At 64.4% G+C, this 13622-nt stretch carries 10 protein-coding genes, 1 tRNA gene and 1 pseudogene; 8 read left to right on the top strand and 4 right to left on the bottom strand.

Annotated features, from left to right (window positions below):
- Window positions 1-59: 59 nt before the first annotated feature.
- Both AC3A4T_RS18750 and AC3A4T_RS18745 read left to right on the top strand, forming a co-directional pair.
- Window positions 60-323, top strand: a pseudogene (locus AC3A4T_RS18750) (NAD(P)H-dependent oxidoreductase); the annotation flags it as partial.
- Window positions 324-636: 313 nt separating this feature from the next.
- Window positions 637-1323, top strand: a complete 687-nt coding sequence (locus AC3A4T_RS18745; RefSeq protein WP_487676746.1) for a hypothetical protein — start codon at window positions 637-639, stop codon at window positions 1321-1323.
- 134 nt (window positions 1324-1457) lie between these two features.
- Here AC3A4T_RS18745 and AC3A4T_RS18740 read toward each other — a convergent pair whose 3' ends face one another.
- The 4 genes from AC3A4T_RS18740 to AC3A4T_RS18725 form a co-directional block, all read right to left on the bottom strand.
- The gene (locus AC3A4T_RS18740; protein WP_487676745.1) at window positions 1458-1982 is read right to left on the bottom strand and encodes a YybH family protein; all 525 of its coding nucleotides are present in this window, start codon (window positions 1980-1982) and stop codon (window positions 1458-1460) included.
- A gap of 99 nt (window positions 1983-2081) precedes the next feature.
- On the bottom strand, window positions 2082-2408 hold the full coding sequence (locus AC3A4T_RS18735) for a nucleoside triphosphate pyrophosphohydrolase family protein (RefSeq protein ID WP_487676744.1): 327 nt from the start codon (window positions 2406-2408) through the stop codon (window positions 2082-2084).
- Window positions 2409-2429: 21 nt separating this feature from the next.
- Window positions 2430-3065, bottom strand: a complete 636-nt coding sequence (locus AC3A4T_RS18730; protein ID WP_487676743.1) for a DUF2306 domain-containing protein — start codon at window positions 3063-3065, stop codon at window positions 2430-2432.
- Between the two features lie 969 nt (window positions 3066-4034).
- Window positions 4035-4111, bottom strand: a tRNA-Arg gene (locus AC3A4T_RS18725).
- 230 nt (window positions 4112-4341) lie between these two features.
- Between AC3A4T_RS18725 and ubiA the strand changes: the two genes are divergently transcribed.
- The 6 genes from ubiA to AC3A4T_RS18695 all read left to right on the top strand — a co-directional run bounded on the left by ubiA (window position 4342) and on the right by AC3A4T_RS18695 (window position 12832).
- Window positions 4342-5253: a 4-hydroxybenzoate octaprenyltransferase gene (ubiA, locus tag AC3A4T_RS18720; protein ID WP_487676742.1), complete on the top strand. Its 912-nt coding sequence runs from the start codon at window positions 4342-4344 to the stop codon at window positions 5251-5253.
- A 159-nt stretch (window positions 5254-5412) separates the two neighbouring features.
- Window positions 5413-7464 carry a CshA/CshB family fibrillar adhesin-related protein gene (locus tag AC3A4T_RS18715; RefSeq protein WP_487676741.1) on the top strand — a complete coding sequence of 684 codons (2052 nt, stop codon included), beginning with the start codon at window positions 5413-5415 and terminating at the stop codon, window positions 7462-7464.
- A gap of 239 nt (window positions 7465-7703) precedes the next feature.
- Window positions 7704-8219 carry a Rid family hydrolase gene (locus AC3A4T_RS18710; protein ID WP_487676740.1) on the top strand — a complete coding sequence of 172 codons (516 nt, stop codon included), beginning with the start codon at window positions 7704-7706 and terminating at the stop codon, window positions 8217-8219.
- 410 nt (window positions 8220-8629) lie between these two features.
- Entirely contained in the window at window positions 8630-10072 is a 1443-nt protein-coding gene (locus AC3A4T_RS18705; RefSeq protein ID WP_487676739.1) for a short-chain fatty acid transporter, read from the top strand.
- Between the two features lie 604 nt (window positions 10073-10676).
- The gene (locus AC3A4T_RS18700) at window positions 10677-10997 is read left to right on the top strand and encodes a hypothetical protein (RefSeq protein WP_487676738.1); all 321 of its coding nucleotides are present in this window, start codon (window positions 10677-10679) and stop codon (window positions 10995-10997) included.
- Window positions 10998-11098: 101 nt separating this feature from the next.
- On the top strand, window positions 11099-12832 hold the full coding sequence (locus tag AC3A4T_RS18695) for a M64 family metallopeptidase (protein WP_487676737.1): 1734 nt from the start codon (window positions 11099-11101) through the stop codon (window positions 12830-12832).
- Window positions 12833-13622: the final 790 nt, after the last annotated feature.

The raw sequence follows: 13622 nt of genomic DNA, 5'->3' as shown, positions 1-13622 counted from the left end.
CTTTGTATTTGTGCATTGCTTGATCTTGATTATGCATGTTGACCATGCACGGATAACTTCTGCGTCAGCAATCCTTCAGTCGCAAGCTGGCGCTGGAAGCCGAGCGGATTCTGCAATTATTCGGCGCAGAGACGCGGATGTTCGATCCGCATGATTTGCCGCTGCTGGACAGCGTGGGCGCAGACCATCCGAAAGTTCAGCAGCTTCGCGAGTGGTCGCAATGGTCCGAAGGTCATGTCTGGGTGAGCCCCGAGCGGCATGGCAGCCCCACGGCAGTGTTCAAGAACCAGATCGACTGGTTGCCGCTGGAGGAAGGCGGCATACTAGATCACTGGAGAAATGATAAAGACTGTCGCCAGTACTTAGATTTTCAGTGACCAATGACATATCTGCCCTTGCGCGCTAACGCCGGAGTTAAGCCGAGCCGCGAAGCGGCTCCGGCTTGAAAGCCTCGACCGCTATGACGCGGTCTGGGGGCGAGCTTTTGAAATTCCACTCTGATCCCTGTTCCGCCGACGAGCACGCTGCATATCCCCAGCCGGTGCCATCCTTGTCCGACCCCGACCCCGACCCCGACCCCGACCCCGACCCAACCGGCATGATCAGCCTCATCGTCGCCACATGGATCTGTTGGTCATGACCAGTTCTTCGGCCGCATCGGGATACACACATGAAGTGCGCATTTTTTTGCTGGCCCTGGCCGTCGCGGCAATGAGCATCTCGTCGGCCTCCCGTGCCGGCGAACCAGTGCGGCAAGCGCCGCCCCACCCCAGGATCGCCTCGTTCAAGGAACGAATAGATTTCGATAGAAAAATCGGTTACGAAAACACCTCGGAGCACGTGGTCCTCGATCCGGCGGCTATGGATAGTCCTCCACAACTGCGATCATGGTCCAAGACCGTTCGCGACTCGATGACAGCCAGTGGCGTGCATTACATCAGCACGACGTTTGAGCTAGGCGAACAGCAGGTGCGCATCGTCTTGAGCGTATACGACCCACGTAGAAATTTGGCGGCAGAGGATCTTTTAAATAAGGCCAACGCCGTGAACACGATGACAATCAATGATGTGCCGGGTCCCGCCGACCTGGGAACAGTGTCGTTACGATCGCCGGAGACGCCGCCCTATCTGGTGTACTGGATATTCCGCAACGTGTTGGCTGAAGTCACGGTCTACAAGACTCCGATTTCGTCCATCGACATCGCGCGATGGATTCAAGCGGAATTGGCTCGAAACGTTCGCACGCAAGACAAGATTGAAGCTGAGCTTCCGCTCGGTTCTGACATGAGCGGAATGCGAGAAAAACAAGCTGTCGGCCAATAGACCGTTTTTATTTTCAGCCCTTCGAGTCAGTTCAATAAGCCAAAAAAAGTCGTCAAGCAGCGCCGACGCAGAATCTATTTCCTGGCCGAGCCGCGAAGCGGCTTCGGCTTGAATGAATTGTTAGACCCCCGCCCTTAGCGAGGAGCGGGCGGGGTATTGGTTGGCGCCGGCGTATCCGGTGTCCGCCGTGGTTTCGGCGAAGCGTTCATACTGTCCATGTCCGAGGAAATCAGCCAAGGCTTGCCGCGTTCACGCTGCAGAGTGATAGTGAACTTTCCTATATCGTGCGCTGCGTCGCCGTAACGGTATCCACCGACGATGTAGCCAATCGTGTCTCCGGTCGCATAAGCGAGCGCGCGTAGCCGTAATGGACTGCCCCGTTCGCCCTCATAGACCGCCTGGATAGCCGGGCGTCCACGGATTGGAGGACGGTAGTTTTGCAGCAAGGTCCCATCCTCGGTGAATAGCGAGGCGATGCCCTTCGCGTCACCCGCGCGCCAAGCGCGCTCATAGTCCCGAAGCACTCGATCCAAGTCAGGCGGCAACGCAGCATCGGGGAGCTCTGTCACCTCGGCTGGTTCCGTAGAGTTCTGCGCAAGCAGTGGCGCCGCTACCAACATGAGGCCGAGGACGGCAACGGTGCGCATAGTACGGCTCATATCTTTCAGTCTCATTGGAGTGGCGGAGGGGTCTAACGCCTGAATTAAGCCGACCCGCGAAATGGGTTCGGCTTGAGTGAATTGTTAGGCGGCACCCGCCTACTTGCCGAGTTCGCTAGACACATATTCGGATATCTCTCTGGTGTTCTTGACAAATTCAGCCTCTAGATCAATTTCGCACTTGTTTGCCAGGACTAGAATCGACCACAAACAGTCTGATAATTCATGGCCAAGTTTCGCCTTACATTCATCGATAGTTCGGACGCCGGCGTGTGCCTGGATCAGTTTTGCCAAGTCGCCCACGTCCCCCATGAAACCAAGCGCAAGTTCTTGCGTGGTCCAGATGCGGCCATACCTCTTGGTCTCTAGCCGTTCGTAAAGCTCGTTTAGCTCTAGTGCTGTCTTCTCAAGATCGCTGAAGTTCATGTGCGCCGCCTAACGCCTGAATTAAACCGACCCGCGAAGCGGCTTCGGCTTGAGTGAATTGTTGTACATCCCGATGAAAACCAGCTCCGCGACGAACAAGTTTGGCACCCAGCAGAGCCACGCAACGACAGGATAAGCAAGCTCGAATGGAATGCCGGCGATCATTGAGGATGGCAAGTAGATACGCAAGGTAACGGCGGCAAGTGTCAACGAGACATTGCGAACGACCCATTTGCGGTGCTCTTGTACGTTGCCCATCCGGATTGCCTGGAAAGCGCGCAAGCCCGTTAGTAACCAGCAAACCGCAAGGCAGGCAAACCCAAGCTTTGCGACTGGGCCGCCGAAGGCAAATGCCGACATGTACAAGCCAGACAGACCGCCCAGAGCAACGCCAATGCCGAGATAGGTGCGGCCAATGACGCGATGCAACCGAGGACGATTGCTCCGAAGCCGACTGGAGAACTGAAATGGGCTGAGCGAGAGAGCAACGACAGACGCAAACACGTGCGTATAAATGCCTGCCCTATGAGCAAGGAAGTTGAGCTTCATGTCGGGATGAACAAGTGATCCCAACGGCATCAAGCCATAGGCGAAGACAGCGTAGGCTGCGACGCCGAGGGCGAGAATATAAAACCAGATCGTGCCGAATAGTTTCATGGACGTATAGCGCCTGAATTAGGCCGGGCCGCGAAGCGGCGTCGGCGGGAGGAAGGCGCCAGTAATTCGTCAGGCGCGAACCTAGGTGATTGCAGCTGAGGCAAGTACCGAAACTATTGGCATCATGGTTGCTATGCGCGTCCTTCTACTCATACGCCCAAACTGCGGAGCTGCTATCAGCAGCATATGAGTCGTCGCCACGGCGGCTACGACCGTAGCGATGCTCGGGTCAATCCACGATAGTTCGCCAGCGGCCGAGTTCGGATCGGTGGGGAACCAGGCTATCGCGAGGAATAGGGCATACATCGCGACTGGCCAAGCGAGACCGAGGGCGCAACTAAGCCGCAGAGACGCAGAGACGTGGAAAGCGTTAAGCACCTAATCAGTCCATGAAGGTGTTGATGGCAAAAAAGCGCGCGTGACAAGCTCGTATCTAACCCAAAGACCCCTAGGGCGCCAAGACGCCAGCCCTATCGTTTTCAATCCAAATGCTAGCGGCGCAGCACTGCTTAAAGCGAGCACGATTGAAGCCTGGAACCTACCGAGGCCTCGGCTGCCACTACGACGTGCTTAAGGGTTCGAGGACGCCGTTGCCAAGTGTCGCTCATGAGGCGTAGCTACCGGAGACAACCGAATCAGAATTCTTCGGTCCCGACCAGCCTGACGCTTCCGACCGTTTGAGAAGCGCTATGCGTATCTGGGGCGACGGCAATGGTCGGATCAAGTGGTTTGATGGTGCCTCGGCCTCAAAAGATCGAAAAAACCGACCTTCGTAAGTGCCTGATTTTCAAAGGTGAGCAATGGTCGGCCGACCAAAGGCCTGGAGAAAACGTCCTGGAGAGAGGCGAAAAAATCGCCAAACAGGCACTCTGTGGATAACCCGCCGGCCAATGGAAAACGCCAAAAGCCTCGGAAATAAGGCCTACTCGTCGTTGCGACGAGGCGTAGAAAAAGTTGGAACGGGAAGTTTGGCGCGCCTGGAGGGATTCGAACCCCCGACCAATGGCTTCGGAAGCCACTACTCTATCCGGCTGAGCTACAGGCGCGTTGTCGGTGCGCACGGAGCAGATCGTCGTGCGGCCGGGCATTCTAACGGAATCCGGCGGTTTGGGTGATGGTCCGGCGCGATCGGGCGATCGGGCGATCGCGGAGCCAAACGCCGGGGCACGCTCGCCGGGATGCGGGGGCCGGACAGGCCTGGGCGGATGGGGCGGACCAAGCATCACCAAGCATCGCCAAGCCTGAGGGTTCGGGCCGCACGTTATTCTAGGCGCCTATGGAACACGCTCATTCCCCCATCCCCGCGCCGGACTGGCGCCGTCGCTTGTCGCTGTACTGGAAACTGACCCGCGGCGATCGGCCGATCGGCTGGCTGTTGCTGCTGTGGCCGACCTGGTGGGGGCTGTGGATCGCCGCCGAGGGCGTGCCGCCGCTGTGGACCTGGTTCGTGTTCAGCGCCGGGGTCTGGCTGACCCGGGCGGCCGGTTGCGTGATCAACGATTACGCCGATCGTTGGCTGGATCCGCATGTCGAACGCACCAAGCACCGGCCGCTGGCGACCGGCGAGGTGCGCGGGCGCGAGGCGCTGGCGGTGTTCGCGGCGCTGATGCTGGTGGCGTTCGCGCTGGTGCTGACGATGAACCGGCTGACCATCGCGATGAGTGTCGTCGGCGTGGTGCTGGCGGCCAGTTATCCCTACCTCAAGCGCTATACCTATCTGCCGCAGGTCTATCTGGGCATGGCGTTCGGCTGGGGCATCCCGATGGCGTTCGCGGCGGTGCGCGGCGAGGTGCCGGCGCTGGGCTGGCTGCTGTATGCGGCCAACATCCTGTGGTCGACCGCGTACGACACGTGGTACGCCATGGTCGATCGCGAGGACGATCTGAAGATGGGCTCCAAGTCGACCGCGATTCTGTTCGGCGACATGGATCTGGTCGCGATAGGGGTGTTGTACGCGCTGATGTTCTGGACCCTGTACCTGGTCGGGCAGCGCGCCGAACTCGGGGGCTGGTACTACGCCGGGCTGGCGGTGGCGGCGGCGTTGGTGGTGTACGAGTTCGTGATCGCGCGCCATCGCGAGCGCGAGCCGCTGTTCCGCGCGTTCCTGCACAACCATTGGGTCGGGCTGACGATTTTCGCCGGCCTGGTGACCGACTATCTGGTGCGCGCCCACGCGGCCGGCGGCTGAGGCTGAACAAGGCGCCATGTGAATCTGGCGTAGTCAAGATTCGCTAACGGTTTTGGCACACTTCCGGTGCATAGATGGCCCGGCGGCAATGGCCGGGTCGCGGTTCGCGCAGGGCTTGGGTCCTGCGCGGGCATTCCGTCCACGACCCGGGGTCACCTGATGTCAGCAGTCGCCGTATCGCCCACGCCGCGCCGTGGCGCGCGCTCGTTATCGTTGTTCGCCCTGATCGCGCTGGCCGGCTTGACCATCGCGTTGCCGCAGTCGGCCCAGGCGCAGTTCGCGACCGGCGGGGCGGGGCGGTTCCGGCCCAATATCCTGTGGTTCGACTGGGGCACCAACGCGGCCAATATCCCGCAGGCCGGCACGTCGGTGACCAACGTGTTCAACGTGTCCGGGCAGGAGCTGCGGGTCACCTGCGCGCTCAGCAACATCAGCGGCGGCGCCGCGCCCTCGTTGCGGATCTACCGGCCCGGCGGCTGGAGCGGCGACGGCCTGGACGATCTGTACAACGTCGGCGGCATCGGCGGCGCGAACACCATGGACATCGGCCTGCGCAATCGCATCGACGCGACCACGGTGAACTTCAACTTCGCCTGTTCGGCGACGATCGGCGCGCCCGGCCAGACCAATCCGCCGGCGTTCGCGCTCGACGGGCTGGTGGTGGCCGACGCCGAGCAATCGGCGGGCAGCGAGTACCTGCAGGCCACCATCGCCACCACCAACGCCGGCCAGCCGACCACCTGGCGCATCATCGATCGCTTCCGCACCGCCGGTTGCACCACCGGCACGCCGACCACGCTGACCAACAACGCCGGGTCCAGCACCTTGCGCTTCGGCGCTTCGACCAACTGCGCCAGCGGTCCGATGGGCGTGGCGTTCATGGAGAACGCCACCAGCGCGGCGGTCGAGTTCCGCGGCGGCGGCGGTTCGGCGGTCGCGCTGGGCGTGTTCATCGTCGACGCCAGCGATCGCGGCGACGCGCCGGCCAGTTATGGCGAGCCGGTGCATCTGTCGCAGTTCACCTGGAGCGGCGGCACGCTGACGCCGGGCGCGACCACCGACATCAACGCCAGCGGCTTCACCCTCGCCAGTCTGGTGCCGCCGAGCACGCGCCTGGGCGCTGCCCTGGACTCGGAAGCCAACACGCCGTTCTCGGCCAATGCCGACGGCGACGATCTGGTCGGCACGCCGGACGACGAGGATGCATTCGCCGCGCCCCTGGGCACGATCGCGACCTTGCCCGGCCAGACCTACACCTCGCCGGCGGTGGCCTGCACCGGCCCGGGCACGGTGCGCGGCTGGATCGACTTCAACCGCGACGGCGATTTCAACGATGTGGGCGAAGTCTCCAGCAACAGCCCGACCTGCACCGGCACCGGCACGGTCGCGCTCAACTGGACGGTGCCGGCCACGGTCCAGTCCGGCCCGAGCTATATGCGGCTGCGCATCGCCGGCAACGCGGCGCAGATCGCCACGCCGATCGGCACCGCCAACGACGGCGAGGTCGAGGATCACCCGCTGACCCTGGCCACGGCGCGCGTCACTCTGGTCAAGCAGGTCGCAGCGCGCGCCAATGCGGCCGACCAGTTCACGGTCAGTCTGTTGCAGGGCACGAGCGTGCTCGGCAGCGCGGCGACGTCCGGCAGCGGCAACAGCGCCAGCACCGGGGCGATCGCGGTCAACGCGGGTACTGCCTACACCTTGCGCGATGCGCTCAGTGCCGGCGCCACGCCGTTCGCGCGTTATCACAAGTCGGTCGCGTGCGTCGCCAATGCCGGCAGCAGCGGCGCCGTGCCCACGCCGGGCGCGCCGAGCGGCAGCGGCCCGGTCGACTGGAGCCTGACCCCGAACGCCGGCAACGACCTGACCTGCACCATCACCAACCGCGCCGCGTTGATCGCGTTGCAGATCAGCAAGGACGACGGCGGCCAGGCCAGTTACACGCCCGGCTCCACCCGCAACTATGTGGTGACCGTGCGCAATATCGGTCCCGACCCGGTGGTCGGCGCGCAGGTCAACGATCCGCTGCCGGCCGGGGTCACGTTGACCGGGGCGTGGAGTTGCAGCGCCAGCGTCGGTTCGGCGTGCGGGGCGGTGTCCGGTGGCGCGGCGGGAGGCAACGCCGTGAGTTTGACCGTGGATCTACTGCCGGGCGGTTCGGCGACGATTACGGTGCCGGTGGTGTATAGCGCCAATCCTGGGGATTACTGATCGCCGGTTTGGGTGGCGGGCTTTGGGGTTTGTCGCGATTGGGTTAAGGGTTTGCCGGCGCGCAGTGTTGGCGTGATGGCGTCGTAGTCGATGGGGCGCGGTCGCGGCTTACGCCGCTCCTGCAGGGGGCCGGTGAGGCTACGACGGCGGGTGAGGGCGGGCGAAACCGCGATCGCGGGCAATGACGGCGCGGCCGCGGTGGCGTGCAATGGCGGCTCCCGTGGTCACCGAGTCTTGCCATGCGCGATTGTCTGCGTCTGTTCGTCCTGCCCATCGCCTTGTGTTGCGCGGGCGCCGCGTCCGCCCAATCGGCGAGCGCGCCGACGCGCGAGCATTTCGCACCGAAGGATTGGGAAGGCTCGTACCACGATCTGCATTATTCGCCGGTGGTGAAGATCGGCGAGCGGGTGATCGTGTCGGGCATTCCCGCGCTGGAGGGCGCCGACGACGAGGCCAAGGCGCGCTGGCTGTTCCAGCAGTTGCAGGCGCATCTGCGCGCGGCCGGGGCGAGCCTGGACGATGTGGTGGAGTTGCAGAGCTTCCACGTCGCCCGCGATCACGAGCAGTTCCGCCGCCGGCTTGCGCCGGTATTGAAAGTGCATCGCGAGTTCTTCAAGGACCACTACCCGGCGTGGACGGCGGTGGCGACGCCGGGCTTGTATTCGAAGGATGCGAGTTTTGAGTTGCGCGCGGAGGCGGTTATTGGTTCGGGGCGTGCGGCGAAGGCGGAGATTGCGGTGCCGAAGCGGCCGTAGGGTTGCTTGGACTGGGTAGCGCCGAACGTTCAGGGCTTTCGGTGGTGTCCATCAGGAAATGATTTCGGTGGAGCCGGGAACCAAGAGCCTTCAGCGGCATCCTTCCAGAACGTCATTCCCGCGAAGGCGGGAATCCAGAGCCTTAAGCGCCATCTTTCCGGTAGGTAGGGTTAGTCGGTCTGGGAGAAGTGTTGCTTCGGATAACTTGCGCAAACAACAGTCATAGCGAGCTACGCTCTTCCCGATTCCCGATTCCCGATTCCCGATTCCCGATTCCCGATTCCCGATTCCCGATTCCCGATTCCCGATTCCCGCCACGCCACACCCTGCGACTAAAGTCCAAGTGGTCCCGACCCCGCGCCCCTCGACAATCGCCTGGCCCCGTTGCGATTCGTCGAAGGAAGTCCGTCATGACCTCAGCCGCCTCCGTCCCCGCCGACGGCCCGCTCGCGCGATTCGCCCTGCGCAGCGCGGCCTGGGCCGAACGCTGGTTTCCCGACGCGTATGTGTTCGCAGCGCTCGGCGTGGTGATCGTCGCGCTCGCCGCGCTCGCGTTCGGCGCGACCCCGACCGCCACCGCGACCGCGTTCGGCGACGGCTACTGGAGCCTGATCCCGTTCACCATGCAGATGGCCTTCGTGGTCATCGGCGGCTATGTGGTCGCCACCGCGCCGGCGGTCGCGCGGGTCATCGATGCGCTCGCGCGAGTCCCGCGCAGCGGCCGCGGCGCGATCTGTTACGTCGGCCTGATCAGCATGCTGACCTCGCTGCTGAGCTGGGGGTTCTCGCTGGTGTTCGGCGGCCTGCTGGTGCGCGCGCTGGCGCGTCGCGACGATCTGGACATGGACTACCGTGCCGCCGGCGCGGCGGCCTATCTCGGCCTGGGCGCGGTGTGGGCGATGGGCCTGAGCTCATCGGCCGCGCAGTTGCAGGCCAACCCCGCCAGCATGCCGCCGGGTTTGTTGGCGATCACCGGAGTGATCCCCTTCAGCGAAACCATCCTGCTATGGCAGTCGATCGTGTTGACCGCGGCGCTGATCGCGGTGTCGCTGGCGGTGTGCTTCGTGACCGCGCCGCGCGGCGAGTCGGTGCGGCGCGCGCGCGATTTCGACGGCGCCGAGCGCTTCGCCTCGGAAGAAAAGAACGCCGCCACCCTGCCGCCGCGTCAGCGTCCGGGCGAATGGCTGGAATACAGCCCGCTGATCACGATCCTGCTGGCGGCGCTGAGCCTGGGCTGGCTGGTGTACGAGTTCTCCGCCAAGCCCGCGGTCAGCGCGATCGCCAATCTCAACACCTACAACTTCGTGTTCCTGACCGTGGGCCTGCTGCTGCACTGGCGCCCGCGCAGCTTCCTCAACGCGGTCGCGCGCGCGGTGCCGAGTACCACCGGCGTGCTGATCCAGTTCCCGCTGTACGGCGGCATCGCCAGCCTGTTGACCGCGGCCAAGGGCGGCGACGGGCAGAGCCTGGCGCATCATCTGTCGACCGTGTTCGTGCATATCGCCAGCACCGAGACCTTCACCCTGGTCATGGGCGTGTACTCGGCGGTGCTCGGTTTCTTCGTGCCGTCCGGCGGCGGCAAGTGGATCATCGAGGCGCCGTACGTGATGCAGGCCGCGAACGATCTGCAAGTGCATCTGGGCTGGGCGGTGCAGGTCTACAACGCGGCCGAGGCCTTGCCGAACCTGATCAACCCGTTCTGGATGCTGCCGCTGCTCGGCGTGCTCGGATTGAAGGCGCGCGACATCGTCGGCTTCACCTTCATCCAGTTGCTGGTGCATATCCCGCTGGTGCTGGGCCTGCTGTGGCTGCTCGGCCTGACCCTGAGCTACCACCCGCCGGTCATGCCCTGAGCCGGGGGCACCCGCGCGAACGCGGAAAAATCCTACCCGTCCGCGCGCCGACGCCCGACTGACCCGGGCCGCGTCGCGGGCGATTCTATGGGCGTGGAAACGTCGCGTGGGATGACGCGGCGGCAAACCCGACACGGAGGTCGAGCTTGCTTCCACGCCTCGCGGAAACGCGGGAAATCGCGCTTCGCACGCTGGTTTCTTAATGGGTGCGACGTGCGGACGCGATAATGGTTCACAGCAAAGGGAAGGGACTCCCAAGGTCGGAACCGGATCAGGGAAGCATCGCAAGCGACAAGCGTCCTCGTCGGCGGAGGCGTTTGCGATCGAGATCCGTACCGACACGGCAAGGATCGCCAGTCAGGAACCCCCGCCCGATTCGATCAGGCTCGCCAGGAGGCGACGCGCAGGGAAACGACCGCCATGGATGGCGGACGATCGGAATCGGGGATGCGCCCGGGATGGCGCGCGTGGCGGAAAGGATTCCGCCACCGGGTGGGGGCTGGGGGCGTCGCGGTGAGGCGAGATCGATGCCCCGCGGCCGGGCCGCCCGACGCCGTCCGGTGGTTCCGTCAGGCCGTGCCTGTTTCTTCGCCGCGGCCGTCGAATGGCCGATCGCCGCCGAATTCATACGCTCAACAAGATGTCCCGTTCCGGCTGGTCGTGGCAGGGCATCGCCATCGCGCCGGAAAACCAAAAACTGGAACGTGGCGACTCGCACTGGATCGTCGCCGCGTGCAAGCGCCATCGTCCGATCGCAGCGATCAACGCGGTCGCGGAAAAGTCCACGGAACAACCGTCCGCATCGCCGCTGGACACCCCCGGCGTCGCTTTGTGCGAATTCCTGAGCGCCCATCACAGATCGCCGTGCGCCGCGAACCCGAATAGTGCGACCCGTGCGTGGATCGGTCCGCGCCGCGCGCGCTAGCGTGCAGCCACCGTCGCAGTGTCGATCGTGGCATCGGCGTTCGACGCTGCCGGCCCGGGCTCGCCCGGGTCTTCCGATACCGCGCCGTCCAGGGACCGCCCATGAAACCTTCCACCTTGTTGCGCACCGCCGCCGTGTGGTTGTTGGCCAGCTCATGCGCCTACGCCGCCGTGCCCGCTCACTACGTCGTGTTCGAGATGGACGCGCAAGGCCGCGCCGAACCGGTGTTCTACACCCAGGTGCAATTGTCGGACCCGCAACGCGACCGTCAGGGCGCGCGTCAGGCCGAACGCGGCGTGCAGCGCATCGCTTATCGCGCCTCGCGCAATGGCGCCAAGAGCGCGGCACTGTACGAAACCCAGGTGCCGAACTTCATCCGCGCCGAGTTCGCCCACGATCCCGAACACGGCGACGGCACGATCGACGCGCATCCGATGGTGCCCGATCCACATCGCGCCTTCGTGGTGCGCGTGCCGCTGGACGAGGCCGATGAAATCGAACTGATCGGCAACGGCGCGGCCAAGTCCACGCAGCGCATCGACCTGCGCGAGCTGGCGATTCGTTCTTCGCAGTTGCCGCTGGCGGCGACCGCGCGTGCGAGCACGCCGTGGTCGTTCGATGCCAGGACCGACGCGCAGTCCGCAGCAGTCAAAGCCGCGAACTCGGCCAACCGGCTCGACATCCTGGTGCTCGGCGACGGCTACACCAGCGCCGAGCAGACCACCTTCAACAACAACGTCGCCGCGCTGAAGACCGCGATGTTCAACGTCAGTCCGTACAAGGACTACCAGAGCTTCGTGAACTGGCAGGCGGGCTTCGTCGCGTCGCCGCAGTCCGGCGCCGACCATCCGCCGTACCAGGCCGGTTGCACCGGCACCAGTTGCTGCGCCGACACCGCCGCGCGCACCGATCCGCGCGCCGGCCAGTTCGTGAGCACCGCATTGGATGCGACCTTCTGCACCAGCCAGATCCATCGTTTGCTGACCGCGCGCTCGTCCAAGGTGATGGCGGCGGCGGCCGGGTTTCCGGACTGGGACAAGATCCTGGTGACGGTCAACGACCCGGTCTACGGCGGCGCCGGCGGATCGTTCGCGGTGATCTCCGCGCACAGCAGCGCGGCCCTGATCGCGATCCACGAATTCGGCCACAGCTTCCACGGCCTGGCCGACGAATACGAAAGCGCGTATCCCGGTTTCCCGGCCTGCAGCGACATCAGCGGCAGCGCGCTGTGCGAGGCCAACGTGACCAACCAGAGCAACGCCAGCCTGGTGAAGTGGCGCAGCTGGTTCACCGCGGGCCTGCCGATCCCGACCCCGGACGGCACCGCCGGCACCGGTCTGTTCGAAGGTGCGCGCTATAAGAGCACCGGCATGTACCGGCCGGTCGACAACAGCTGCCTGATGCGCGCGCTGGGCAGCACTTTCTGCCCGGTGTGTCGGCAGGAGTATGTGCGCATGCTGTACCGCGGCGGCTTCGGCTCGCCCGCGGCCGGCATCGACCTGATCGAGCCGGGCACCGAATCGCCGTCGCCCGCGACGGCGGTCGCGTACGCGCGCGGCAGCACCAAGCGCTTCGCCGCGACCGTGTTGCGGCCGAGCATCGGCACGGTTGCCTTGCAGTGGTACCTCGACGGCGTGGCGATTTCGGGCGCGACCGCGGCGAGTTACGACTTCCGCCAGGACGCCGCCACGCCCGCGACGCGCACGCTGGAACTGCGCGCGACCGACCAGACCGCGTTCGTGAAACCGGCGATGGCCGGCGCTCTGCTGGTGCATTCGCGCAGTTGGACGATTCGGGTCGGGGCGGCGCGCAAGGATGTGGCTGCGGTCGATTGATGGCTGTTGGAGTTCGACCCGGGGTCGGATGACTCGTGCGTCGTCACGCCGGTTATTTGCCGTACGCGCCTTCGTGATCGCGTGGCCGCGACTGTAGGAGCGACGTGAGTCGCGACTGCGTTCTGACAGGTTCGCGGCGACGGGTTAGTTCGCGGTCGCAGCTTACGCAACTCCTACAGTCGGGTGTGCGGCAGAACTTTGCCGCATGGTCTTCCGTGGCCGCGTGGCCACGACTGTAGGAGCGACGTGAGTCGCGACCGCGTTCTGACAAGTTCGCTGTGACGGCTTGGTTCGCGGTCGCAGCTTACGCAGCTCCTACGGTCGGATGTTCGGCGGAACTTTGCCGCATGGACTTTTATGGCCGCGTGGCCGCGACTGTAGGAGCGACGTGAGTCGCGACTGCGTTCTGACAGGTTCGCCGTGATGGGTTGGTTCGCGGTCGCAGCTTGCGCAGCTCCTACAGTCGGGTGTGCGGCGGAACTTTGCCGCATGGACTTTTATGGCCGCGTGGCCACGACTGTAGGAGCGACGTGAGTCGCGACCGCGTTCTGACAAGTTCGCTGTGACGGCTTGGTTCGCGGTCGCAGCTTACGCAGCTCCTACGGTCGGGTGTGCGGCAGAACTTTGCTGCGTGGCCTTTCGTGGCTGCGTGGCCGCGACTGTAGGAGCGACGTGAGTCGCGACCGCGTTCTGACAGGTTCGCCGCGACGGGTTGGTTCGCGGTCGCAGCTTACGCAGCTCCTACGGTCGGGTGTGCGGCAGAACTTTGCTGCGTGGCCTTTCGTGGCTG

The organism is Lysobacter sp. Soil_N_51, assembly GCF_057655755.1.
The sequence above is the reverse complement of the archived record's forward strand: the minus strand, read 5'-3'. Positions and strand labels throughout refer to the sequence as shown.